Here is a 25814-nt window from a genome sequence, read left to right as displayed (position 1 = left end):
TTTCTGCGCCTGCTCAAGCCGCCTGCACGCTGAAGTCAGCGTGGAGGTCCACAATTCCCCAGAACTGCATCGGCCGGCTCACATCGAGCAGGATGGAGTCGTACCGGCGATCCAGCGGTACCAATTCGGAAAGGGGATCTCCCGACGAGATGCCCAGCGACACCATGTAGTGCCCTTCATTGACGTTCATCGGCACCTGGAAGCTGCAGACCACGATCTCCCCCGCCTTCGCGGAGATCGCTGCGGCCCCGTTGCTGGCCAGGAACGAGTTGGTTCCGTACAGGAACAGGCCTTCCAAGGTCTTGATCAGAATACCGGGCACTGCATTGTCGACATCCTGCTCGAACAGCACCTTCATCACGAACTCGGTACGTGCGCCGCTGTCAATGCGCGCCGGATGTTCCTCGCCTCCGCTCACGATTGCGTAGTCGATGATCCTGGCTCCGCCCTGGCCCCATCGATGTTCGGCTTTGTTGTAGCCGCGCCGCGTGTGGAACAGGTCCTCTCTCCCACCTTCCATCACCACGCTCGTCGGTGCGACGCTGGCAGCCGACGCGGTCGCTTTTGCAGGCTTGCGGCCAAACAACTCGTCGAGATACAGGTTGGACACTTCGCGTGACGGTCCATCAGCGTGAACACCGCCATCCTTGATGAAGATCACACGATCGCAATGCTTGACGATATCGGCGACGGAGTGGCTCACCAGGATGAGCGTTGTGCCCAGCTCCTTGAACTCCTGCACGCGTTTGAAGCACTTTGCCTGGAAATAGGCATCACCGACCGAGAGCGCCTCATCGACGATGAGAATATCCGGGCGGAACGCAGTCGCGACAGCAAACGCCACACGCACCTGCATGCCGCTGGAGTAGGTGCGAACAGGCTCATCAAAATACTCGCCTACCTCGGCGAACGCTTCGATGAAGGTGATCATCGCTTCGATCTGGTGCTGCGTGTACCCCATCAGACCCGCGGCGTGGAAGGCATTCTGGCGGCCGGTGAGGTCCGGATTGAAGCCCATGCCCAACTCGAGGATGGCCGCGATGCGCCCACCGCGCATGATGCTGCCTTCGGTGGGCTGGGTGGTGCCGGTGATCAGCTTCAACAGGGTGCTTTTGCCTGCACCGTTGCGGCCCACCACACCCACCGCCTCGCCCGGCGAGATGGTCAGGGACACATCACGGAGGATCCAGTGCTCCTCCTTGGGACGCACCGGCAGGCCGAACCAGCTGGCTGCACGAAGCCATTCGCTGCCCCAATGCCGGTAGGCCTTGCCTACCCCCGTGAGCTTCAGCAGACCACTCATAGCGCGTCCACCATTTCCGGACTGGCCTTGCGGAACACCACCAGCGACGCAAGCAGCAATATCAACGTCACCACTGCCATCGGCAACAGATCCATCCACACGGGCGGCTGGTTGTACAGGAGCACCTGTTGATAGCTGGTCACCAAGGGGTACAACGGGTTGAGCTTGAATGCCTCGCGAGCCGCTTCCGGCAGGATGCTCACGTTGTAGACAATCGGCGTCAGCCAGAACAGCGCCTGCAGGACAACCGGAACCACCTGACTGATGTCCCGCATGAATACATTGAATACGCCGAGCAGGAGACCGATCGACATTGCGAAACCGAGCGTCAGCAGGATCAGTGCCGGCAGCCACAGCACCTGCACGCCAGGATAGTGTCCCATCACAGCGAACACGGCAAAGATCGCCGCCAGCAGCAGCAGGTTGTTTGCCAGCATGGTTCCCGCTGCAATAAACGGAAGGCAGATCCGCGGGAACGCCATTTTCTTCATTAGGTTGCCGCTATCCACGAACAGATTGACGCACTTGGATACCGTCTCCGAGAACATGCTCCAACAGAGCGTTCCCGCCATCAGATACAAGGCGTATCCATACTTGTTCTCCACGCCAGGCATTTTTGCCGACAAAACCTCGGAGAGGATGGTGGCGAAGATGAGCACCTGCATCAGCGGATGAATGATCATCCACAGCGCACCCAGTTTGCTTCGAATGAAGCGCATCCTCAGATCGTTCTTGATTGAGGAGAGAATAAAGTAGCGATATGCCCAAAGGGACCGCAGCATGTCAATCACGGCTTGTTTCGCCCTCTTCCAGTGGTTCTTTCATGCATTGCTGCGTGGAAATCCGCCCAGCCTCGATTTCACCTGTACGGATGACGATCTGTCGCGCGGCGTGCCTGCCGGACAAAACCTCGTCGACGTGCTGCCTGCCCCGCTCGCCCAGGCCAAGTGCCAGCCCGGGTTCGTCAACCAGCCTTCGCATCCAGGCGGAGGCCTGTTCTATATTGGGATCAGCCCAACGCAGGCCTTCGCCTCCGGGGTATTCACCAGCGCGAACCGGAATGAGGGAGTAATCGACCAGCGCCGCGCACCCTGCGTCCATGAACTCCATGTTGCCCGACCAGGCCGTGGCGATGACCGGCTTCCCCATCGCCATGCATTCGGCCATTCCCAGCCCGAATCCCTCTGCGCGATGCAGCGATACATAGGCGTTCGAACACCGTTGCAAGGCGGTGAGATGTTCACGTTCAATGACGTCGTCCCGAATCAGAATTCGATCATCGCCCGCAACAAGGGCCAGCAGGTGCTTGAGCCAATGCGGGAATCGATGCCCATTGCTGCTCTTGACCACGAGGCGCACGTCACGGCGCGTTGATGGGAATGCCGCCAGAAATGCACGGATGGCCGCCTCCGGATTCTTGCGCTCCATCCTGGAGCTGAAGTCGAAGGTCGTCAGGAATACAAAGACGTCTGCCGGCAGGCCGAAATCGTCGCGCTGCAATCCGCTGTCCGCAGGCACCGTAACGGGCATCGGTACCCGCAGCACCGGCGTGTCGGTCACCCGCGCAACGGCCTGCTCGACGAACGCGCTGGCGACCATGACTTCGTCCACCAAGCCGAGTGATGGCAGCCAAGTATCCGGAATCCGCTCCAATTCCCAGAACCAGCACGCGATGAGATGCCGCCCCTTGAGATGCGCTTTGCCGATCTTCGCCAATGCCTGTGGAAGGTAATCTGGATTGACGAATATGATGCTGACCGGGTGCGGCATCGTGTCATCGATATGGGCATCGAGCGCGCTTTTGGCACGCACGTTGGGGAGGCCCAGATTGATATCGTGCAGCGCAACCGGTACCCCCTGCTCTATGAGCGCGCGCGCATAGCTGCGTGCCGCTTCCGCCAATCCAAACTGGCCATTGACGTAACCGATGATGTTGACGCCGGATGGCACCGGCCCCACGCCCGGCGCGCGGCCGAGCGGCGCGCCTAGATGTGCCGGCCTGTTCCATTCCCGCCAGGCGGGGGTACGTGCAAAACGCGCACGCGCACGCAGGCGATGGGTGAGGAGCTGCAAAGCGCCCTCACGCAGCGGGCGTGGAATGACGTGATAGACGCTGCGCAGCCAACCTTGACTGCGCAACCACGCCAGCAGGCGCACTTGGGCAGACGGTCGGGGGGGCTCGATTGCGTTCATCGGGATCGGCTGCGATCAGCCCAACGCCCGCTCAAGATCCACCTGCAGATCCCCCAGCTCCTCCACCCCGACGCTCAGCCGCACCAGCGCATCGCTGATGCCCAGCTTTTCCCGGCGTTCCACCGGAATGGAGGCATGCGTCATCACCGCAGGATGATTGACCAGGCTTTCCACGCCGCCCAGCGACTCAGCCAAGGTGAACAGTTCGGTCTTCTCGCAGAAACGCTTGGCCGCCTCGTAACCGCCTTTGAGCACGATCGAGACGATGCCGCCATAGCCATTCATCTGGCGGGTCGCCAGCTCGTGCTGCGGGTGCGAGGTCAGGCCGGGGTAGATGACCTTCTCCACCGCCGGGTGCTTTTCCAGCCACTGGGCCAGCGCCAGCGCATTGGCGCAGTGCGCCTTCATGCGCAGCGGCAGGGTCTTCAGGCCGCGCAGGGCCAGGAAGCTGTCGAACGGGCCCTGCACGGCGCCGATGGAGTTCTGCAGGAAGGCCATCTGCTCGGCCAGTTCGGCGTTGTCGCCGACCACGACCATGCCACCGACCATGTCCGAGTGCCCGTTGAGGTACTTGGTGGCCGAGTGCAGGACCAGGTCCGCGCCCTGCTCCAGCGGGCGCTGCAGCATCGGCGAGGCGAAGGTGTTGTCGACCACCACCAGCAGCTTGTGGCGCTTGGCGATCGCAGCGACCGCGGCGATGTCCACGATCTTCAGCATCGGGTTGGTCGGGGTTTCGATCCAGACCATCTTGGTCTGCGGGGTGATCGAGGCCTCGAACGCGGCCAGGTCGGTCAGGTCGACGAAGCTGAACTGCAAGCCGGCGGTGCGCTTACGCACGCGCTCGAACAGGCGGAAGGTGCCGCCGTAAATGTCGTCCATCGCCACCACATGGCTGCCGGCGTCCAGCAGTTCCATCACCGTGGAGCTGGCGGCCATGCCCGAGGCGAAGGCGTAGCCGCGGCTGCCGCCTTCCAGGGAGGCCACGCACCGCTCGTAGGCGAAACGGGTGGGATTGTGGGTGCGCGAGTACTCGAAGCCCTGGTGCTCACCGGGGCTGGACTGGGCGTAGGTGGAGGTCGCATAGATCGGCGGCATCACCGCGCCGGTGCTCGGATCCGGCGACTGGCCGCCATGGATGGCCAGCGTGGCCAGGGCGAGCGAGCGGTCGCCGTGCCCGGAAGAAGCGTGATCGGACATGTTGTTTCCCAGCAAGAGGAGCCCCCACAGGGGCCCCCGCAAAAGGAGCGGAAGTCTATCAGCGGTGGCTTAATCGGCCGTTGACGCGGATAAACATGGGTTCATTGCGACACAGCCGCTTACTGTACCCGGCGGCGCAGGTAGTTCAGCAGGTCGATGCGGGTGATCAGGCCGAGGAAGTTGGCGCCGTCCATGACGATGGCGACCTGGCCACGGTCGAACACCGGCAGCAGGGCCTCGATCGGGGATTTCACGTCCAAGCGGTCCAGCTTGCTGACCATCGCGGTGGCGACCGGGTCGCGGAAGCGGGCTTCGTCGCCATAGACATGCAGCAGGACGTCGCTTTCATCCACGATGCCGACCAGCTGGTCGCCATCCATCACCGGCAGCTGCGACACGTCATACAGCTTCATGCGCTGGTAGGCGGTGGTCAGCAGATCGTTCGGGCCGATCACAACGGTGTCGCGCTGGCCGTACGGGCGCAGGATCAGGTCGCGCAGGTCGCCGGACTGCGGGCGCTCCAGGAAGCCGTTGTCCAGCATCCAGTAGTCGTTGTACATCTTGGACAGGTACTTGTTGCCGGTGTCGCAGACCAGCACCAGCACCTTCTTCGGGGTGGTCTGCTCTTTGCAGTACTTCAGCGCCGCGGCCAGCAGGGTGCCGGTGGACGAGCCGCCGAGGATGCCTTCCTTGCCCAGCAGCTCGCGCGCGGTATGGAAGCTCTCGGCATCGGTGATCGCGTAGGCCTTGGTGACGCGGCTGAAATCGGCGATCGAGGGCAGGAAGTCCTCGCCGATGCCTTCCACCAGCCAGCTGCCCGACTTGTCATTGAGCACGCCGTCATTGATGTACTCGGCCAGGATCGAGCCGACCGGGTCGGCCAGGACCAGCTCGGTCTTCGGCGAGAGGGTGGAGAAGGCACGCGACAGGCCGGTCATGGTGCCGGAGCTGCCGCAGCCGAACACGATCGCGTCCAGGTCGCCGTCCATCTGCGCCAGGATTTCCGGGCCGGTGCCGAATTCATGGGCGGCCGGGTTGTCCGGGTTGCCGAACTGGTTGATGAAGTACGCGCCGGGAGTTTCCTCGGCCACGCGCTTGGCCATGTCCTGGTAGTACTCCGGGTGGCCCTTGGCCACGTCCGAACGGGTCAGGCGCACTTCGGCACCCATCGCCTTGAGGTTGAAGATCTTCTCGCGGCTCATCTTGTCCGGCACGACCAGGATCAGCTTGTAGCCCTTCTGCTGGGCGACCAGCGCCAGGCCCAGGCCGGTGTTGCCGGCGGTGCCCTCGACCAGGGTCGCGCCCGGCTTCAGGTCGCCACGCTGCTCGGCGGCTTCGATCATCGACAGGCCGATGCGGTCCTTGATCGATCCTCCGGGATTGGCACTCTCGAGCTTCAGGTAAAGCTCGCAGACACCGGTATCCAGGCGCTGGGCCTTGACGATCGGGGTCTGGCCAATGAGTTCGAGTACGGAGGAGTGGATTGCCATCGGTTCACATCGATTCGCGCCGCTGGGCGGCCGGACCGGTGATTATCCGACGGTTGGCGGCGAAAGTCAGGTTGCCGCGTTCATCAAGCGGCGCGGACGGCACCGGTCGACGAGGAGACCGGAACCGCCCGCGACGTACGGTGGTAAAGGGGTTAATGCATGGGGGAGGCGTACAACCGTTCCAGCTTCTGCTTGGCCAACAGCTTTTCTCGCTTCATCTGTCCCAGGGTGAGACGGTCTATAGGAAGTACGCCCAGCTCGGCATCCATGCACTTTTTGTTCAACTTCTGGTGCCGTTCGTACAACGCCTTGAATTCCGGATCACGCTGGCGCCGTGCGTCGATATCGCTCTGGGGCTGACCTTCAAACATGATGAACCTCCTATCGCTTCTGCTGAAACAAGAACGCCCCGGCCTGACGGCACGGGGCGCTGCTTGGGGCGGAGTACCGCGCATCCTTGGCCTGCGAACCCGCAGCGCCCTCCAGCACATCGCGCTGGACCTGGGACTGCGGTGATTCGTGGCGCTGGTGCATTGCCGGCCCTCCAATCGTCCGGGCCGCGGAAGGCGACCCGGACAACTGACCCTACGCTTGCTTCGGGGTCGGTTCAACCCTTTCAAACGATATCGTTGGCGCTGCCTAGGCGGGGTTCAGCCTGAACACGCAGAACAACGAAAATTAAACAAAAACAAGGATTTGCGTCACAACCCGCGGTCATGAGCACATCCTGATCAGGCATCAGGGCGCGATGATGACCTCGGCCGAACGCGCCTTGGTCGCCGCCGCCTTCTTGCCGCTGACCTGCAGCCGGCTGCTGCTCACGCCGGCCGCGACCAGGGCATCACGCAGGGCCTCGGCACGCTGCTGGCCGACACCGGCTGCGGCGTCGTAGGCCTCGATCCGGACCCGGCCCTTCTTGCCGATGTTCAGGTACTCGGCCAAGGCCTTGGCCTGGCCCTTGGCACCGCCGGACAGGCTGCCCTTGCCGGCAGCGAAGGCGTCGCCATTGAAGGTGAACACTTCGCCGCGGCTGTCGAACCTGGAGCCCGGCAGTTTGCTGCCCGCCACCAGCTCGGCTTCCTCGCGGGCCAGCTTGGCCGCATTCTGCTGGGCCGCGCTCAGGCGCGCGGTCTGCTTGCCGGCCACGCTGGTCAGCGCGGTCTCGGCGTCCTGGCGGGCCAGGGCTTCCTGCTCAGCGGCCTGACGCAGGCGTTCGCTTTCCTCGGCCTGGATCTGGGCCTGAACGCGCAGGCGCTCGGCCTCCTGGCGGGCACGCTGGGCATCGCGACGGCTGGCCTCGATCAGCAGCTCGCTGCGGGTGCGCTCGAGCTGGTCGACCTCACGCTGGGCCAGCGCGGCACGCACGCTGGTCTCTGCGATCTCGACCCGGCGCTCGGCCAGGTAGCGGGCCTGGTCCAGATCCCGGCGCTTGGCCTTGGCCAGATCGGCCACGGCCTGCTGGGCCTGCAGGCGCTCGAAGGCGGCCAGCTGGGCCGCATCCGGGTTGGCCTGGATGGCCATCAGGCGCTGGGTCAGCTGGGCCACGGCCGGGTCATCGGCGGCGTGGGCCATCAGCGGCAGGCTGAGGCTGGCGGCCAGCAGCAGGCAGGGCAGGCGCATCTTGGTGGACATCATCAGCGGTCTTCCCCGGTGGCGAGCTGGCGCTGCAGCTGGCTGACTTCGTTGCGGCGCAGCTGCAGCTGCGCGGTGGCGGTGGCTTCTTCGCTGCGGGCGCGGGCCAGATCGGCATCGGCCGTGGCGCGAACGGCCAGCATCGGCGCGTTCTTGCGCTCGCGGCGGTCACCTGCGGCGCGCTGGGCCTGCTCCAGGCCTTGGCGGGCCACGGCGATCAGATCCGGAGCGTACTGGTCGGCGTCGGCCTGGGTGGCCTTGTCGACCGCTTGGCGGGCCTGCATCAGTTCCAGGGCGCCATCCTGCGCCTGTACGGCACCAGAGAGCGCGAATGCGCACACCGTCACATACAGGGCCCGTCGTATTTGTGCGAAGCTAGGATTCATTGGGGGTGCCGTCGCCAGAGTTGTGTGCGCGGCCATTGTCGGAAGCCTGCGGTGCGCTTGCAATGGCAAGCCGCTGATTGTTGGGGAAACATTTCGCATGGATATCGGCTATTTCCTGAAGCTGATGACCGAAAAGAACGCGTCGGACATGTTCTTGACGACGGGAGCACCGGTATACATCAAGATCGAGGGGAAACTCTATCCGCTCGGCAATACCGGTCTGCCGCCCGGGATGGTCAAGAAGATCGCCTACTCGTTGATGGATGAGGGCCAGGCCCCGCAGTTCGAGCGCGAGCTCGAACTCAACATGGCCATTGCCCTGCCCGACGCCGGGCGCTTCCGCGTCAACGTGTTCAAGCAGCGCGGTGAGGTCGGCATGGTGATCCGTGCGATCCGCAGCAAGATCCCCAGCATCGAAGAGCTCAACCTGCCGCAGGTGCTCAAGGACGTCATCATGACCCCGCGCGGGCTGGTGCTGGTGGTCGGCTCGACCGGCTCGGGCAAGTCGACCTCGCTGGCCTCGATGATCGACCACCGCAACAGCACCACGACCGGGCACATCCTCACCATCGAGGACCCGATCGAGTACCTGCACAAGCACAAGATGTCGATCGTGAACCAGCGCGAGGTCGGGTTGGACACCCACACCTTCCACCACGCGCTGAAGAATGCGATGCGTGAAGCACCCGATGTGATCCTGATCGGCGAAATCCTGGATGCGGAAACCATGGAGGCAGCGATCGCCTTCGCCGAAACCGGGCACCTGTGCCTGGCCACGCTGCACTCCAACAACGCCGACCAGACCATCGAGCGCATCCTCAACTTCTTCCCCGAGAGCGCGCACCGCAACGTGCTGATGAACCTCTCGTTGAACCTGCGCGCGGTCGTGTCCCAGCGCCTGGTCAAGGGCAAGGACGGACGTCGCCTGCCGGCCACGGAAGTGCTGATCAACACGCCGATGATCCGCGACCTGCTGCGCCGCGGCCAGGTGCACGAGATCAAGGCCGCGATGGAAGCCTCGCTGGAAGAAGGCATGGAGAGCTTCGACCAGTGCCTGTTCCGGATGGCCAAGAACGGCATCATCGAGCAGGAAGAAGCGCTGCGCGCAGCCGATTCGCGCGATGGCCTGGCGCTGAAGTTCCGGCTGTCCGAGGGCGGCAACGAGCACGATCCTTACGCGGATTACTCGGCCGCCTCGGCACCGGCGATCACGCACGGGTTCTGACGGTGTAGGCCCCCACCGTTGGTGGGGGCAATGGGCCAGGCGCATCGACCAACGGTCGATGCCTGCCCGTCACCCTGCGTCGATCTGGTTCTCCGGCCGCGCCGCATCGAACGCCGGCAGCGCCAGGCACGCCACCTCGATCCGCTGCAGGGTCGGGTACGGCGCCAGATCCAGGCCGAACCGGTGCGCGTTGTACAGCTGCGGCACCAGGCAGGCATCGGCCAGCCCGGGCTGGTCGCCATGGCAGAACGTACCGGTCGCCGCATGGCCGGCCAGCAGCGTTTCCATCGCCGCCAACCCCTCCGCCATCCAGTGCAGCGTCCATTGCGTGCGCGCCTCGGCGCTGGCCTGCAGGGTGCGCTCCAGATACTGCATCACCCGCAGGTTGTTGAGCGGATGGATGTCGCAGGCCACCAGTTGGGCCAGCGCACGCACGCGCACCCTGCCCTCGGCATCGCCGGGCAGCAACGGTGTGGCCGGGAAGACCTCGTCGAGGTATTCCAGGATCGCCATCGACTGCTGCAGCACGCGATCACCATGGCGCAGGGTCGGCACCAGTTCCTGCGGGTTGAGCGCGGCATAGGCCGCGCTGTGCTGCTCCCCGCCCTCACGGACCAGGTGCACCGGGGTGATCCGGTGCGGCAGGTCCTTGAGATTCAGACCGATGCGCACGCGATAGGCGGCGCTGGACCGCCAGTAACTGAAGAGCTCGATCGGTTCCATGACGGTCTCCGCCCCCGCGATCAGGGCTTGGCCGCCTGCTCGATGCGCTGCTCGATCGCACCGAAGATGCTTTCGCCGGCCGCGTCGAACATCTCGATCCGCACCACATCACCGAAGGACATGAACGGGGTGCTCGGCTTGCCGTCGCGCAGGGTTTCCACCGTGCGCTGTTCGGCGAAGCAGGAGGCGCCCTTGCTGGTGTCCTCGTTGGCGATGGTGCCCGAGCCGACGATCGCACCGGCGCCCAGCGGGCGGGTCCTGGCCGCATGCGCGACCAGCTGGGCGAAGTTGAACTGCATGTCCACGCCTGCTTCCGGCGCGCCGAACCAGGTGCCATTGATGTGGGTGACCAGCGGCAGGTGGACCTTGCTGTCCTGCCAGGCATCACCCAGCTCATCCGGGGTAACAAACACCGGCGACAGCGCCGAGCGCGGCTTGGACTGCAGGAAGCCGAAGCCCTTGGCCAGCTCGCCCGGGATCAGGTTGCGCAGTGAGACGTCGTTGACCAGGCCGATCAGCTGGATGTGGCCGGCGGCCTGCTCCGGAGTCACCGCCATCGGCACGTCGTCGGTGATCACCACCAGCTCGGCTTCCAGATCGATGCCGTAGTCCTCGCTGACCACCTTGACCGCATCGCGCGGGCCGTAAAAGCCGGCGCTGGTGGCCTGGTACATCAGCGGATCGGTGTAGAAGCTTTCCGGCACCTCGGCGCCACGGGCGCGGCGTACGCGGGCCACGTGCGGCAGGTAGGCGCTGCCGTCGACGAACTCATACGAACGCGGCAACGGGGCGGCCAATGCCTGCAGGTCGATATCGAACACGCCGTCGGCGTCGCCGTCGTTCAGCGACTCGTACAGGGCGTTCAGGCGCGGCGCCAGGTGGCTCCAGTCTTCCAGTGCCTGCTGCAGGGTCACGGCGATGCCGGTGGCGCGCACGCCTTGGCGCAGATCGCGCGAGACCACGATCAGGGTGCCGTCGCGGCCGCCTTCCTTCAGAGAACCAAGCTTCATGGGTGGGTATCCGGGATCGCGAAAATAGGTTTCAAGTGTAATCAAATGCTTGGCGGGCCTACCAGCTGCACCGCCGCATCGCCTTACCGTAACCTCTCCCAAGCTGAACAGGGGGATTTGGTATGGGTCTCAAACATCCGTTAGACTATCCGGGTCTGCAGCGGCCGTCCGTTTCCCTTCGGGATCGCCGGCGATATGGATCATTGATCCGTCGCCCGCCCCCACTCCGACGCCATTCGTCATGCATTCCAGTCTGCGCACCGCGTCGACTGCACCCAATTCTCGCAGCGCGGTTTACGGGAACGCTCCGAGTCAGCCGATCACATTGATCTGCCTCGCGTCCGGCCATTCGGCCTGGCGTTACTTTGTCTTTGGAGCTTCCACCCGATGTCTTTTGAATCCTTGGGCCTTGCCCCGTTCCTGCTGCGCGCGTTGGCTGAGCAGGGCTACGAAACCCCCACCCCGATCCAGGAGCAGGCCATCCCGCTCGCCCTGGAAGGCCGCGACCTGCTGGCCGGCGCACAGACCGGTACCGGCAAGACCGCCGCGTTCGGCCTGCCGCTGCTGCAGCACCTGGGCACCAACCCGCAGGCCGTCGATGGCCCGCGCCGCCCGCGTGCACTGGTGCTGACCCCGACCCGCGAGCTGGCCACCCAGGTGCATGACAGCCTGCGCGGCTACAGCAAGTACCTGCGCATCCCGAGCGCCTGCATCTACGGCGGCGTCGGCATGGGCAACCAGTTCGATGTGCTGCGCCGTGGCGTGGACCTGCTGGTCGCCTGCCCCGGCCGCCTGATCGATCACATCGAGCGCCGCAGCGTCGACCTCTCCGGCATCGAAATCCTGGTGCTGGACGAAGCCGACCGCATGCTCGACATGGGCTTCCTGCCGTCGATCAAGAAGATCCTCGCCAAGCTGCCGCGCCAGAACCGCCAGACCCTGCTGTTCTCGGCGACCTTCGAAGAGAGCATCAAGCAGCTGGCGCTGGAGTTCATGCGCGACCCGGAGCAGATCCAGGTCACGCCGAAGAACACCGTTGCCGAGAACATCAGCCACCGCGTGCACCCGGTCGATGGCCCGCGCAAGCGCGAGCTGCTGCTGCATCTTCTGGCCCAGGACAGCCGTGAGCAGACCCTGGTGTTCGGCCGTACCAAGCACGGCTGCGACAAGCTGGCCATGTTCCTGGACAAGTCCGGCATCAAGACCGCGGCGATCCACGGCAACAAGAGTCAGGGCCAGCGCCTGCGTGCGCTGGGTGACTTCAAGGCCGGCCGCGTGACCGTGCTGGTCGCCACCGACATCGCCGCGCGTGGTATCGACATCAACGAGCTGCCGAAGGTCATCAACTATGACCTGCCGATGGTGGCCGAGGATTACGTGCACCGCATCGGCCGTACCGGCCGTAACGGCTCGACCGGCCAGGCGATCTCGCTGGTGGCGCAGGACGAAGCCAAGCTGCTGCGCCAGATCGTGCGCCTGCTCGACAAGGACATGGACATCCGCGACGTGCCGGGCTTCGAGCCGCAGACCCCGATCCGCTGGGGCAACAGCGCGCCGGGCAAGGCCGAACTGCCGGGTGGCGATCGTTCGCCGCGCAAGCACGCGCGTCGCCCGCACGCCGAGGCCCCGCGCCACGCCCATGCCGGCCCGAAGAAGGCCGGTGGCGGTCAGCGTGATGGCGCCGGCCGCGGTGCACCGCGCGGTGGCCAGCCGCAGGGCCAGCGCCGTGGCGGTGGCAATCCCGGTGGTGGCCGCAGCCAGGGCGGCGGTGGCGGTCGCGCCAGCTGATTCCTTCGGGCATCGCTGAAACATGAAAAGGGCGACGCATCTGCGTCGCCCTTTTCGTTTGTCGGGCGCCGGACAGCGGCCGGCGCCCCCACCTCAGAAGCTATAGGCCACCGTGATCCGCGCATTGCGGCCGGGCTCGCTGTAGCGGCCGATGCCTTCATCGTTGACGTAGCCGTACAGCGTGTTGGTCCCCTTGTTGATGTTGCGTACGCGCTGCCAGAGGTAGTATTCCTCGTTGGTCAGGTTGTAGAGGCCGGCACTGAGCTTCCACTGTGGGGTGACGTTCCAGGTGCCGTACAGATCCAGCACGGTGTAGCCGTCGGCCTTGTCGACGAAGGCCGGCGTGGTGACCCTGCCGGTGGTGGCATCGGTGGTGTAGGCATCCTTGGCCTTCTTGGCCACGGCGTGGGTCACGCTGGCGGTGAGGTTCCACACCGGCGACGGTGCATAGCGCACGCCCAGCACGGCACTGGCCGGCACGATGCTCTCCAGCGGATCGCCGTTGCGCTTCTCGCCTTCGCTGTACGAGGCCGCCAGGCGCGAGGACCATGCATCGCTGATCTGCCAGCGTCCTTCCAGTTCCACCCCCTTGACCGTCACTTTGCCCGCGTTGGTCGGCATCGTGTAGTTGCGCGAGTACAGCACCGGACCGGTCGCCGTCGTGCGGAAGCCACCCGGCACCGACTGCGCCAGGTTGGTGTACTCGATGAAGTTCTCGTAGCGGTCGCGGAACACCGACAGGCCCAGCTGCGCACGGTCGGTACTCCAGCGGTAACCGAGTTCCAGGTTCAGGCTCTTTTCCGACTCCAGGTCTGGATTGGACACGGTGTCATTGAGCAGCAGCGGCTGGCCGTTCTGCGCATTGATCACCTGGGTGGCGCTGGTCGGCGAATACATGTCCGCCACGGTCGGCGCCCGGAAGCCGCGACCCACCTGCGCCCACAGCGCATGGTCGGGCAGGAAGCGATATTCGACACCGGCCTGCCAGCTCGGCGAGGCGAAACTCACATCACGCACGCTGCCGGTGCGATCCACGAAGGTGGCATCCACCTGCGGCGAATAGTCGTAGCGGTCATACCGGGCGCCGGCACTGAGGATCAGGCGTTCGTCCAGCAGCTGAATGCTGTCGCGCAGGTACAGGTTCCAGGCGGTCACGTCGGTCTTGGGCACCTGGCGCGGATCGATCTCGACCGAGGCCACGGCGCCCGCCGCATTCCAGCGGGTATCGACAGCGGTGAAGTCGATGTCCCGCTGCTGCCAGGCCAGACCGTACACCACATCATGGCGTGCGCCCGCGGCGGCGAACACCTTGCTGAAATCGGCCGCGGCACGGTCCAGCGTCTGCTTGGTCGAGCGGTTCTCGCTGCGCAGGCACGGCGTGGCGCCGCCCGGGCAGCCACTGCCGGCCACGATGGTGGTGATGCCACGGCTGTCGGTGACCTGGCGGTCCACCTGCGCATCCAGGGTATCGAACAGCGCGGTGTCGGCCCGCCACTGGTAGTTCACCCCGTAGCGGTCGCGGTCGTTGGTGTCATGGCCTTTGCGCGACAGATAACCCGGTGCATAGACGCGCGACAGGTTGTCCACGTCGTTGGTGGCGCGGCCGCGCTCGTACAGGAAGCCCAACGTATTGGCTTCGTCGAGCTGCAGATCGAGCTTGCCGAGCAGGTTGTCGCGGGTGCTGTCGACCGGATCGGGCGTGCGGCGACCGACCCCGATGCGATCGTTCGTGGTGTCGTACCACGACTCGGATTCATGGCCTTCGCGACGGGTGTAGACCAGCATCGATTCGACGATGCCGGTGCGGTTGGCGAAGGTCAGCGTGCCCATGGTTTCGTCGTTGGCACCGGAGTACCCCGCCTTGAATCCAAGGTGGGTATCGTTGCCGCTTGCCTTGAGATAGTCGGCCGGGTCCTTGGTGGTGAACACCACCGCGCCACCCAGCGCGCCACTGCCGGCGCTGATCGAATCGGCGCCCTTGATCACGGCCAGGCTCTTGAGCGTATCGATGTCCACATCGCCGCGGCCACCGCGGAAGAACTCGTAGGAGCGCGCGGTTTCCACCGATTCGCCCAGGCTCAGGCCATCGACGGTGATCGCCACGCGGTCGCTTTCCAGGCCGCGGATGTTGAAGCCGTTATCGCCGAAACGGCCCATGTCCACGATGCTGACACCGGGGATGTAGCGGATCGCTTCTTCCATGGTGTTGGCCATCTCGTTGTCGAGATCGGCCGAGGTGAGCACGGTGACATTCTGGTTGGCCGAACGCGTTTTCTTGGCGCGCTCGGCCTGGACACGCACGGTATCGAGCGTGCTCGCATCGTTGACGGTTTCAGCGTGCACGGTGACGGACAGGCTGGCGGCAACCGCCATGGCCAGCAGGGTGAAGGACGACTTCATGATCAAGCTCCGCAGGAGAGGTAGGGAATGGCGTGAGCGCCGCGGTTGGCGGCGGGCCGTTCCTGGCTGCGGCGATCGGTGGATCGAGCGGGGCTGGGAGGCGCAAAGACCCGCGGGGAATCGCGAGCCGGAATCATCGTTGGCTGATACGTGGGACGTGCACGGCACGTCCGGGCCGCTAGCGGTTGCCGTTGGTAGAGTGCGCACCGGCGACCGGCTCGGGATCGCGCGCATCGACGACGCCGTCGCCATTGCTGTCGGCGCGGTCGAACATGCGCTTGCCCGAGAGCTGGTACTCGGCGAACGTCATGCGGCCATCGGCGTCCTTGTCCAGCGAGGCAAAGCGCACGCGGGCCTGGCGCTCGGCATCGGCGCGCACGCGCTGGCGCTGCTGGTCCAGGCGGCCTTCGAACTCGCTGGTGTATTCGGCCAGCGACAAGCTGCCGTTGCCATCGGTATCGGTGGCCGCAAAGCTGGCCGCACGCACCGCATCGAACTCCTCACGATCCACCGCGCCATCCTTGTTGCGGTCGTAGAGTTCGAGCATGCCGTTGGCGGTATGCGACGTCGGCATCTTCAGTGGATCGCGCGAAGACGCTGCGGCGGTCTCCTGCGTGGCGTTCTGCGACGTCTCGTAGCCGGCCCAGGTGCGTTCGCCGGCGGCATCGTACTCGGCGCGGCTGATCGCCCCGTTCTTGTCGCGATCCAACGCCTTGAAGCGGGTGTCGGTCTGGCGCAGGTGACCGGCGCGCGCGTCGGCCAGGCGCACATCAAAGCGCTGCAGGTACTCGTCGACGTATTCCTGTGCGTCGACATGACCGTCGTGGTTGCGGTCGGTGTCGGCATAACGCTGCTTGCGGAAGGCATCGAACTGCGCCCAGCTGACGCTGTCGGTGCCCTCGGTGGCGAACTGCGCGAGGAAGGCGGCCGCAGTCGGCGAGGCGGTGGGGGTCGTGCTGGACGGCTGCGCGAGGACGGCCGGGGCCAGCACCAGTGCCATCAGGGCAGCGGTGAGCGGAACGATCTTCATGGTGGTTCCCCTGGAAGGACGGCTGCGGGTCGAGCCGGCGGGCGCCATCCTATTCGTATTGCGAATGATTCGCAATACGGAAATTTCACAGGGGGTGTGATGGGTGTCTGACAAACGGCAACAGCCGACGTGGGTCGGCTGTTGCCTGGGGGTGGAAGCCCCGCCATCAGGTGAGTGTGGCGGAGCTGCGCGTTGCGGTGGGAACGGTCGGGAGCCGGCCAGCGGCCGGCACTACCGGTACCCGGGGTGTCAGCCGCGCGGCTTGGTCGGGTTGAGCTGGTTGCCGAAGAAGATCGCGTTCAACAGCAGGCGCTCGGTGCCGTGCCAATACTTGCGGTGCGCCGGATCATCGGCGAACAGCACCACATTGCCCTGCCCCTGCGGCGACACCACCAGCCACGCGGCACCGGCGACCCGGCTGCGGTTGCGTTCGGAGAGGTAACCGTTGACTTTGGGCGCCTCGTCGATGCGCACCACGGTGGAGAACGGGTTGCGGCTGGGCTGGAAGCTCAGGCCGTTTTCCTTGTTCACCGCCAGCTGCCGACGCGGTACGCCGAAGCCCAGCGGATGCGTGTTGTCCACGTCCGCGCTGAGGATATTGCCGCTCACCCGTTCGATCGCCGCGATGTCGCGCTGATCGCCGAACGCACGTCGGGCGCCTTCCGGTTCCTTCTCCTCCGGCCCCAGCACTTCGTCGCTGAGCTTCTGCTCGATCGCCCAGCGCGCGGCCGTGCCGTAGGTGATCAGCGAGCCACCAGCGTTGATCCAACGCTTGAGCGCCGCCACGGCGGTGGCGTCCACGCCGGCATAGGTACCGCCGGCCAGGACAATGGTGGTGTAGCGATCCAGGGTGATCTTGCCCAGCTGGGCCGGGTCGATCTTGCTCGCCGGCAGCTGCAGGTGCTGGTCGAGCAGGAACCACGCCGAGCCGATTTCGGTGGCGCTGACGCCCTCGCCCATGACCAGCGCCACCGCCGGCTTGCGCAGCGCCTTGACGCTGTCACTGCCCAGATCGATGCCACCGCGGCTCTGCCCGCTGGACAGCGCCTGGATGTGCACCCCACTGCTGCGTGCGACCGCATCGACCGCGGCAAGCAGCTCAGCACCGGCCAGCGGCTGGCCCGCGACCGGCACCACCACGCTGCCATAGCCGAATGACTGCTCGCCCTGGGCGGTGGCTGCGGTGAACGGCTGGAAGGCCGCACGGGTCAACACACCCTTGGCCTGGAGCGCATACAGCGCGCGGCTGGCGTTGTAATCGCGCCAATCGAACACGTAGGCGTAGCCCGCTTGACCGCCGACCACGCCACCGTTGGCGGCCGGCACGCTGGCCACGCGCTCGCCACCGGCAATCCGGCTGCGGCTCGCGGCGAAGGCGATGCCGTAGGCCGGCGCGATCGCGTAGGAGGTGCTGCCGTAGAACACATCGCCTTTGATCGGTGGGGTGTCGGCGAAGATCGAATGCACGAGGCGGAACTGCGGCTGCGCCGCCTGGACGACGTACGCGCTGCCCGGTTCGAAGCGCAGCCCATCCACGGTGACCGGGGCGCTCAACGCCTGCACCGTGATCTGGTGCTGCAGCAGCAGATCCAGCAGCCGCTGGGTGAGGCCCGGATCGGCGGCATCACCGAACACGAAGGACGTCACCGGCTGCTGGTTGGCCTGCTTCAGTGCGGACTGGAAGAACTCCTTCTGCAGCTTCAGCAGCCCGTCGCGCTCGGTCACTGCACCACGCACCGTCCCCAGTCCGGTGGCAACCTGATTGCGGATGGTGAAGCCGAAGGTCAGCAGGCCATTGACCGATTCCTGCACGCGGCCGCGCGAACTGGCCTGCTCGACGGTCACGCCGACCGCACCGTGGAAGTCCGGGTAGGTCGAGCCATACACCGGCGAGAAGTTGTCGAAGTTCTCCCCGGTGTAATACAGCGAGCCCAGCGCATCCAGCGACTGGGCGTGGTACTTGGCCAAGGTCTTGTTGAAGTCATACGACGCCGCCGGAATCAACGGGCTGTGCATGCTCGCCGGCGACGGTTCGAAGTAGTAAGTGCTGTCCTTGCCCATCTCATGGAAATCGATCTGGACGTTGGGATACCACTGGTGGAAATAGGCGATCTTCGGCCGTGTGTCCTGCTGGGTCAGCGCCAGCCAGTCGCGATTGAGATCGGTGAAGTAGTGATTGGTACGGCCCTGCGGGAACGGTTCGACATGCTCCTTGTCGGCCGGATCGGCCGAGGCAGGCGAGGATGCATAGGCGTTGTGCCAGCTTGCCGCGCGGTCGCGCCCATCCGGATTCTGCGCCGGATCGAACAGCACCACCGCCTGCTGCAGCCACTGCGCGGTCTCCGTGCTGCGGTTGGCGACCAGGTAGTAAGCGGTGAGCATCGCCGCTTCGCCGCTGGAGGTTTCATTGCCATGCACGCTGTAGCCCAGCCACACCACCACCGGGCTGCTGCCGGCGGCCGAGAGCGGCTGCGCAGGATCGGCCAGGGTGACGTGCTGGCGACGCAGCGTGTCCAGGTTCTGCAGGTTCTGCGCCGAGGTCACCGTGGCGATCAACAGTGGGCGGCCCTCGTAGCTGCGGCCGATCTCTTCGACCTTGATCTTGTCCGAGCGCTTGGCCAGTTCGTTGAAGTAGGCCACCAGCTGATCGTGCCGCGTGTAACGGCTGCCGATCTCATAGCCGAGAAACTGTTGGGGCGTGGGCACGGCCGGATCGAAATCACCGCCGGCCGGGAAGAAGTACGCGCTCTGCGCAGAGGCAGGCGCAGCGAACACAGACAGCACCAGCGCCACCCAGGCGATGGGAGAGAACAGACGACGTTGCAAAGACACAGCAATTCCCCGAAAGACGGGCCGGTTCCTTCCGGCCCTGTGGATACGCACGCTCCGGTGCGCTGGATGAGGTCAGAAGCGGTAGTCGAAGCCGACCGTGAAGTAGCGACCGCGCAGGTCGTACTGGCTGAAGTCATACGGCGCGCGGATGCCCGGGAAGGAGGCGTCGTACGGCGGTTCCTCATCGGCCAGGTTCTGGATCTTCGCGTACAGGGTCAGCTTCTCGATACCGGTGTAGCCCAGGTACAGATCGAACTGGTTGTACGCATCCACCCGATCCTGCACGGCAGTGGCCGCGGCGCTGGCCTTCTGGTCGTATCCGCTGGTGTAGTACCAGGTCAGCGCGGTGCGGAAGTCGCCATAGCTCCAGTCGAAGGTGGTGGTGGCCTTGTTCTTGGGCAGGGTGGCACCGAGGTTGCTGCCGGCGTAGTCCACCAGCGGGCCACCGACCACGGTGGGGCGGCTGTAGTCGCGCACGTGGGTGAAGGCGGTGCTCAGGCCGAAGTCGCCGGCCTGCGTGGTCGGGAAGCGCTGGCGCAGTTCGACATCAAAGCCGGAGGTCTTCAGCTCGCTCAGGTTCTGGTAGCGGTTGAACACCGCCAGCAGCTTGCCGCGCTCATCGCGGCTGACCGCGCCCGGCACGTTGTCGGTGACCAGGGTCTGGGTGTTGTTGGTGCCCACCAGGTTTTCCAGCTCGATGCGGTAGTAATCCACGCTCAGGCTGGTGTTGGACCACGGCGAGAGCACGATGCCGGCATTGAAGCTCTTGGTGCGCTCGGGCTTGAGATCGTTGTTGCCGACAGTGAAGAAGGTCGGGTTCTGCCGCGAGCCCGGCACGTCCGGGTCGCGCGGATCGATCACGCTGCCGTAGGCAATGCTGGTGCTGTTGGAGTTCTCCGACAGTGACGGCGCGCGGAAGCCCTTGGAGGCGGCGGCACGCACCAGCAGGATGTCCCACGGCTGCCAGCGCAGGCTCAGCTTGGGCGAGAACGCATCACCGAAATCGCTGTAGTGATCGGCACGCGCCGCGGCCTGCAGTTCGAGGCGGTCGGCCAGCGGCACGTTCACTTCGGCATAGGCCGCGGTGACCTTGCGCTCACCGTGCACCTCGGCGATCGCCGGGCGGATCTGCAGACCCGCGTCGATCTGCCAGGGGTTGTTGGAATCGAGCTTCTCGCGGCGCCATTCGGCACCGGCGGCGAACCCGATCTCGCCGGCCCAGGTATGGCCGATCGCACCGGAGATCTTGGCATCCACGCCCTGCAGCACCGATTCGGCCGGGCGCAGCGTGCTGATGTTGATCGCGTTGAGCACGTCCTGCGAGGTTGCCGACGGATTGAGCAGGTTGTAGCTGCCCGTGGCGAGTGCATCGGCCAGTGCATAGCGGTTGGCAAAGCCGCCGGAGACGGTCTCGCGCTCGCTGCTGCGTGCGCCGAACGCACCCACTTCCCAATCCCAGTTCTGCAGGCTGCCGCGCAGCCCGACCAGGCCGCGGTAGGCCTGCGAGCGGTTGGTCTTGATGGTCGCACCGAGGTTGAAGAAGGTGTACTCGATCGGCACCGCGCGGCCATACGGGTTGTACGGGCTGCTGGCGGGCAGATTGGACGACACCGGCTCGGCCAGCCCGGTATCGGCGTTGAGCGCGAAGCGGCCGCTTTCCAGGGTGAAGAACGGGCTGCTGCCGAACCAGGAGACGCCCTTGATGTCGCTGTAGAGCACTTCGCCGAACGCTTCGACGTTGTCGTTCACCCGGAAGGTGCCGTTGACGTAGGCCTGGTAGCGCTTGGTCGAGGGGATCAGGGTGGTGTAAGGCGCCTGGTTGAAGCCGCAGGTGTTGCCGGCCAGGCCGTCGATCGGCGCACTGGCGACCAGCGTGGTGCCGTCCGGGCAGTTGCCGCTGGCATCGAGCATCGGCACCGAGGTGCCGTTGACCAGATAGCGTGCGCCCTTGGCCGACCAGCCGTTCCAGCGGCCGCCGGGCTTGTCGGTGTAGATGCCGGACTTGGTCAGATCGCGCTCGTCCTGGTCCAGGCGCTCGCGGTTGTAGCCTTCCAGGCTGACCAGGATGTTGTAGCCGTCCGTGTCCAGATCACCGATGCCGCCGATGAACTTCAGGTTCTGCTCGTCCAGCCCGCCCTGATCGGCGGTGCCCAGGCTGCCACCGAGTTCGGCACCTTCGAAATTCTGCCGGGTGATGATGTTGACCACGCCGGCCACGGCATCCGAACCGTACACGGCCGAGGCGCCGTCCTTGAGCACTTCGATGCGTTCGACCGCAACCAGCGGCAGCGCGTTGAGGTTGACGAACGTGTCCGACAGGCCGCCGGCCGGGAACCCGTAGTTGGCCAGGCGGCGGCCGTTGAGCAGCACCAGCGTGTTCTTCTGCGACAGGCCGCGCAGGCCGATGCCGGCCGAACCGGACGCCCAGCCGTTGTTGGTGGTTTCGTTGGCGGCGTTGCCGGTATTGGCCGAGATCGAGCGCAGCAGGTCGGCGACGGTGGCCTTGCCGGTCTCCTCCAGCTGCTGGCGCTCGATCACCTGCACCGGGTTGGCCGACTCGGTATCCGTGCGCTTGATGTTGGACCCGGTGACCCGCACGGCGGCGAGGGTCTTGCTGTCGCCGGCGGCGGCGGCATCGGGGGCGGCGTCGGCGAACGCGGTCAAAGGCGTTGCCAGAGCGACGGACAACGCCGCTACAAGAAGAGTGTGCTTGGGCATGAACTTCAGTGGGGTGGTGGACGACAAGTTCCGCAGTAGTCCATGCCTGGCTGAACCACGGCCAATAACATCTCTTCATACGGATATAAGAGAAACTAACATCTCTTCATCCGGATGGAAATGTTTTCGTTAGCAACAATTAACGCCCGACCCCTGCTGGAGCCCCAGCCCACCGCTACAATGCGGCCATGGAAATCTTCAAAGTCTTTACCCTCGAGGCCGCTCACCACCTCCCCAACGTCCCGGTGGGCCATAAGTGCGCGCGCCTGCACGGCCACTCCTTCCGGGTGGAACTCAAAGTGGAAGGCGAGCCCGGCGAGCAGACCGGCTGGATCATGGACTTCGGCGACGTCAAAGCTGCCTTCCAGCCGATCTACGACCGTCTGGACCACCACTACCTCAACGACATCCCCGGCCTGGAAAACCCGACCAGCGAGCGCCTGGCGATGTGGATCTGGGACGAACTCAAGCCGGCCCTGCCCGCGCTGAGCGAAGTCACCGTGCACGAAACCTGCACCTCCGGCTGCCGCTACCGGGGCTGATCCGATGGCGCGCGGGCATCATGCGGCGCGGTAGTGCCGGCTCCTGGCCGGCTCCGGGCCATCCGCTACCGCCCGAAGCACTGCGCAACCCATTGATATGTAAACCATTCGACTGAATCCGGACGACGCCCGGCAACGTAATGTTGCAATGCAATATTTTCGGCGTATGCTGCATTGCATCAACGTTCTCGAGCCGTCCTGACCATGGCGTCCGCGTTCACCGATTCCTTCAGCGACTACACCCGCCAGCTGGCCGCCACGGCCACGCGTGCCAACCGGCTCGCACTGGAGAATGCCGAGAGCATGTTCGGGGTGCAGTTGAAGACGCTGGAAAAGAACATCACCGCCACCAGCGGGTTCTTCGGTGAAATCGTGCAGTCACAGGATGCTGGCACGCTGCAGTCGCTGCTGCCCAAAGGCGCGCAACTGGCACGTGACAACCTCGCCCGTTGGACCAGCGCCAGCCAGGAAGTGGCCGGCCTGGGGCTGAAGGCCTCCGAAGCCTTCGGCGAACTCGCCCGGCAGCCGTTCGCGGCCGCCACGCCCAGCGCAGGCAAGACGCGCGGCTGAGCCGGACAACATCGAATTTGCGTGGGTCCCTCCCCCCACGCAATCCCAGACCCGACAGAACCCTCCCTCTGTCGGGTCTTTTTTTGGCCGGCGATCAGGCCTCGGCAATGGCGCGCCGATGGCGCTCCAGCCACGCCTGGAACATCAGGATCGGCCACAGGTGGGTGTGCCACTTGCGCCGCCCCTCACGGAATTCGGCCCAGATACGCCCGACCACGGCCGCATCGAAGTACCCCTCCCGGCGCAGGCGTTCCTCGTCGAGCAGCGCGTCGGCCCACGGACGCAGTGGGCCGGCCAGCCAGGCCGCCACGGGTGGCCCGAAGCCCATTTTCGGACGGTGGACCAGGTGCTCCGGCAGATGCCGGCACAACAGCCGCTTGAGGATGCGCTTGTGCTCGCCACCGGCGTATTTGAGCGGGCTGGGGAGCGACCAGGCAAAGCGTGCGACGGCGGCATCGAGTAGTGGCGAGCGCGTGTCCAGCCCATGCGCGGCACCGGCACGATCGATCTTGGTCATGATCCCGTTGCCGAGATCCATCATGAAATCCAGGTACTGGACGCGGTCGGCCGGATCGCCCGCAGGGAGCCAGCGCTGGCAGTCGGTAAAGAGCGTAAGAGGTTCACTTGCATGCAGCACGGCGCGGGAGGGATCGCGCCAACGCGATACGCGCAGCAGGTAATGTGCTTCCAGACTGTCTGCCTGCAGCTCCGAGCGCAGCGCGGGCCATCCACCCAGCCGGGCACGCTCGCCGTCACGCTGCGGCCATTGCTGCAGCATCCGCCGCAAGGGCGCAGGCATGCGCGCCGTCCAGGCCGCATTACGCAGGGCCCGCTGATAGGCCCCATGGCCATGGAACAGTTCATCGCCCCCATCGCCGGTGAACACGCTGCTGTGGTCTTTGGCGACCAGCGCGCACGCGAGCAGCGTCGGCATCTGGGAGGCATCGGCAAAGGGCTCACACCAGACGTCCGGCAGGGACGCCACCAGCGCCGCAGCCTCGTTCCAACGCAGGATGTGCCGGGTATGCCGCGTCCTCAGGCGTCCAGCAACTTGATCCGCCCAGTCCGATTCGTCATGACGCGGATCATCGAAGCCGACCGTGAAGGTCTCCACCGGCAGCGTGGATTGGGACTGCAGCACGGCGGTCACCAGCGATGAATCGGTCCCGCCGGAAAGAAATGCGGCCGCCGGAGTGCCGTGAGGCCTGCATCGCGAGACAGCCTGGTGCAGGAGCAGCTCCAGTTTTCCCGTCGCATCGTCGAAACTCAGTGTTGAGTAGGCCCGCTCGTCGATCGCAGCGCACATGTCCTCTCGGGCATCCCAGTAGCGGCGACCTCCTGCGTGATCGACATGCGCAGTTGCGCCGGCTTCGCGCGCGGCCAGGTTGAGACGGACCACGCAGCCCGCTGAAACCTTGAAAATGCCCTGTTGAATGCTGTGCGGGGCGGGGATGTAGCCATAGCGAAGCAACAGGGTGAGTGCATCGCGACTGATGGGCGCCTGAAAGCCGGGATAGCCGTGCAGCGATGTAACACTGGAGCCGAACAACACGTCGCCATGGCACCACCCGTAATAGAGCGGACGGGCCCCCACCCGGTCGCGGGCCAGCCAGAGCACCTTGTCCTGGCAGTCCCATACCGCCAGCGCAAGCGTGCCATCGCAATCGTGCAGCGTACGCTGCACCCCGCGCGCCGCGATGGACAGCAACAGCAGGGTCGCATCATCCGCACCTGGATGGACGCTCGTGGCGTACTCGCGCTCAAGGGCGGTGCGCACGTTCAACCTGCCATCCATGCACAGCACGTAGCGCCCGCACCGGGACCTGCGGGGCGAGCCATGCCGCGCCGGGCCGGCGTGCAACTGGGCCAGTGCCACGCCGTCATCCTCTTCACACCAGGGCGCAGGTGGCAAGCTGTCACGATGGCGTGGTGTCACACTCATGGCTTGCACGTGCTGCGACAGTTCCGCTGCGCACCGTCCAGGACGCAGGACCGCGCCACAGATACCACTCATGGGTCTTTCTCCTACCGGGATGTGAGCGCGCGGCACTGCACCCGCTCACTTTGGGAAGCCGCCACCGATCCGCACGGATCGGCGGCGGTCGCTCGAATCAGAAGCGGTAGGACATACCCACGTTCCAGGTGTTCAGGCGCATTTTTTCGTCCCCTGCGGCCTGCGTCACCTTCTTGTTGACCGACTGTGGAATGCTGTACTCCGCACGCACGGCAAGTGCCTCGGTCAGGTACACGTTGGCGCCGACGCTGGGCGTGACGCCGAACTTGCTCTGGCGGATTCGCTTGGTATCGCCCACCGCGTTCTTGGGCGGGGCCAAGCTCTGCTGGCGACTGCCGACCGCTGCCTTGCCGAACACTTCGACACGGTCGCCAATCGGCAGCAATGCAAGCCCGCCGACATTGAGCGAGCGGTTCGTCAGTCGCGACACGTCCTTGCTGCGGCTGTTCTTGAGTGTGTTCTCGAACGAAGCTTCTGCGGCCAGGAATGGCCCGAAGCGATATCCGGCGCCACTGGCGTAGCTGGTCCCCGAATCGCTCTGCTTGCGCTTTTCACCGGGCACCACGTCTGCTGCAGGGGTCTTCGACTTGAGGTGCGTCTTGCCGATACCACCGTAAACATAGGCACCTTCGCGATCAGGGGAAGAAGCGTGGGCGGTGGTGGCGACCAGGGCGAGCGACAGGGCAATGAGGGAACGCTTGATGTACATGGGTGACTCCGTGGTTGGGAGTACACAGCGTGGATCCCTGCCGGCCGCATGT

General features: G+C 65.2%; 20 protein-coding genes. 4 read left to right on the top strand and 16 right to left on the bottom strand.

What is annotated here, in order from left to right:
• Nucleotides 1–13 precede the first annotated feature (13 nt).
• The 8 genes from ACWV8V_RS16170 to ACWV8V_RS16135 form a co-directional block, all read right to left on the bottom strand.
• Complete coding sequence (locus tag ACWV8V_RS16170) at nt 14–1303, bottom strand: ABC transporter ATP-binding protein (protein WP_259261753.1); 1290 nt, start codon at nt 1301–1303, stop codon at nt 14–16.
• Nucleotides 1300–2085 carry an ABC transporter permease gene (locus ACWV8V_RS16165; RefSeq protein ID WP_429000580.1) on the bottom strand — a complete coding sequence of 262 codons (786 nt, stop codon included), beginning with the start codon at nt 2083–2085 and terminating at the stop codon, nt 1300–1302. The genes ACWV8V_RS16170 and ACWV8V_RS16165 overlap by 4 nt, the downstream gene beginning before the upstream one ends.
• 1 nt (nt 2086) lies before the next feature.
• A complete protein-coding gene (locus ACWV8V_RS16160; protein ID WP_259261751.1) occupies nt 2087–3496 on the bottom strand; it encodes a glycosyltransferase family 4 protein in 1410 nt (469 codons plus the stop codon).
• 15 nt (nt 3497–3511) lie between these two features.
• Nucleotides 3512–4693 (bottom strand): cystathionine gamma-synthase, encoded by a 1182-nt coding sequence (locus tag ACWV8V_RS16155; RefSeq protein ID WP_259261750.1) that lies wholly within the window; start codon nt 4691–4693, stop codon nt 3512–3514.
• Between the two features lie 119 nt (nt 4694–4812).
• Entirely contained in the window at nt 4813–6183 is a 1371-nt protein-coding gene (locus tag ACWV8V_RS16150) for a pyridoxal-phosphate dependent enzyme (protein WP_152153085.1), read from the bottom strand.
• Between the two features lie 152 nt (nt 6184–6335).
• Entirely contained in the window at nt 6336–6554 is a 219-nt protein-coding gene (locus ACWV8V_RS16145) for a YdcH family protein (RefSeq protein ID WP_259261749.1), read from the bottom strand.
• 367 nt (nt 6555–6921) lie between these two features.
• Complete coding sequence (locus tag ACWV8V_RS16140) at nt 6922–7803, bottom strand: hypothetical protein (RefSeq protein ID WP_455900307.1); 882 nt, start codon at nt 7801–7803, stop codon at nt 6922–6924.
• 14 nt (nt 7804–7817) lie between these two features.
• Nucleotides 7818–8201 carry a DUF4398 domain-containing protein gene (locus tag ACWV8V_RS16135; protein WP_455900222.1) on the bottom strand — a complete coding sequence of 128 codons (384 nt, stop codon included), beginning with the start codon at nt 8199–8201 and terminating at the stop codon, nt 7818–7820.
• A 97-nt stretch (nt 8202–8298) separates the two neighbouring features.
• Here ACWV8V_RS16135 and ACWV8V_RS16130 point away from each other — a divergent pair, with 97 nt between their 5' ends.
• The gene (locus tag ACWV8V_RS16130; protein ID WP_123731257.1) at nt 8299–9426 is read left to right on the top strand and encodes a PilT/PilU family type 4a pilus ATPase; all 1128 of its coding nucleotides are present in this window, start codon (nt 8299–8301) and stop codon (nt 9424–9426) included.
• A 69-nt stretch (nt 9427–9495) separates the two neighbouring features.
• Here ACWV8V_RS16130 and maiA read toward each other — a convergent pair whose 3' ends face one another.
• Nucleotides 9496–10149 carry a maleylacetoacetate isomerase gene (gene maiA / locus ACWV8V_RS16125; protein ID WP_455900221.1) on the bottom strand — a complete coding sequence of 218 codons (654 nt, stop codon included), beginning with the start codon at nt 10147–10149 and terminating at the stop codon, nt 9496–9498.
• Between the two features lie 20 nt (nt 10150–10169).
• A complete protein-coding gene (locus ACWV8V_RS16120) occupies nt 10170–11159 on the bottom strand; it encodes a fumarylacetoacetate hydrolase family protein (RefSeq protein ID WP_455900220.1) in 990 nt (329 codons plus the stop codon).
• 387 nt (nt 11160–11546) lie between these two features.
• Here ACWV8V_RS16120 and ACWV8V_RS16115 point away from each other — a divergent pair, with 387 nt between their 5' ends.
• Nucleotides 11547–12947, top strand: coding sequence for a DEAD/DEAH box helicase (locus ACWV8V_RS16115; RefSeq protein ID WP_455900219.1), 1401 nt, complete (start codon nt 11547–11549; stop codon nt 12945–12947).
• A 93-nt stretch (nt 12948–13040) separates the two neighbouring features.
• Here ACWV8V_RS16115 and ACWV8V_RS16110 read toward each other — a convergent pair whose 3' ends face one another.
• From ACWV8V_RS16110 to ACWV8V_RS16095, 4 genes are all read right to left on the bottom strand, one after another.
• Nucleotides 13041–15347 carry a TonB-dependent hemoglobin/transferrin/lactoferrin family receptor gene (locus ACWV8V_RS16110; RefSeq protein ID WP_455900218.1) on the bottom strand — a complete coding sequence of 769 codons (2307 nt, stop codon included), beginning with the start codon at nt 15345–15347 and terminating at the stop codon, nt 13041–13043.
• Between the two features lie 178 nt (nt 15348–15525).
• Nucleotides 15526–16377, bottom strand: a complete 852-nt coding sequence (locus tag ACWV8V_RS16105) for an EF-hand domain-containing protein (RefSeq protein WP_455900217.1) — start codon at nt 16375–16377, stop codon at nt 15526–15528.
• A gap of 249 nt (nt 16378–16626) precedes the next feature.
• Nucleotides 16627–19209 carry a M14 family zinc carboxypeptidase gene (locus ACWV8V_RS16100; protein WP_455900216.1) on the bottom strand — a complete coding sequence of 861 codons (2583 nt, stop codon included), beginning with the start codon at nt 19207–19209 and terminating at the stop codon, nt 16627–16629.
• A gap of 72 nt (nt 19210–19281) precedes the next feature.
• Nucleotides 19282–21927, bottom strand: coding sequence for a TonB-dependent receptor (locus ACWV8V_RS16095; RefSeq protein ID WP_259261892.1), 2646 nt, complete (start codon nt 21925–21927; stop codon nt 19282–19284).
• 188 nt (nt 21928–22115) lie between these two features.
• Here ACWV8V_RS16095 and queD point away from each other — a divergent pair, with 188 nt between their 5' ends.
• Both queD and ACWV8V_RS16085 read left to right on the top strand, forming a co-directional pair.
• A complete protein-coding gene (gene queD / locus ACWV8V_RS16090) occupies nt 22116–22469 on the top strand; it encodes a 6-carboxytetrahydropterin synthase QueD (protein WP_259261742.1) in 354 nt (117 codons plus the stop codon).
• Nucleotides 22470–22673: 204 nt separating this feature from the next.
• Nucleotides 22674–23039 carry a phasin family protein gene (locus ACWV8V_RS16085; protein WP_088432036.1) on the top strand — a complete coding sequence of 122 codons (366 nt, stop codon included), beginning with the start codon at nt 22674–22676 and terminating at the stop codon, nt 23037–23039.
• 94 nt (nt 23040–23133) lie between these two features.
• Here the strand turns inward: ACWV8V_RS16085 and ACWV8V_RS16080 are convergent, their stop codons facing one another.
• Together ACWV8V_RS16080 and ACWV8V_RS16075 are read right to left on the bottom strand one after the other, a co-directional pair.
• On the bottom strand, nt 23134–25053 hold the full coding sequence (locus tag ACWV8V_RS16080) for an asparagine synthetase B family protein (protein WP_455900215.1): 1920 nt from the start codon (nt 25051–25053) through the stop codon (nt 23134–23136).
• Nucleotides 25054–25150: 97 nt separating this feature from the next.
• A complete protein-coding gene (locus tag ACWV8V_RS16075; RefSeq protein ID WP_346467269.1) occupies nt 25151–25762 on the bottom strand; it encodes a porin family protein in 612 nt (203 codons plus the stop codon).
• Nucleotides 25763–25814: the final 52 nt, after the last annotated feature.

It is taken from the genome of Stenotrophomonas sp. Ker107b (genome assembly GCF_053847245.1).
This window is presented reverse-complemented; position numbering and strand designations above follow the sequence as displayed.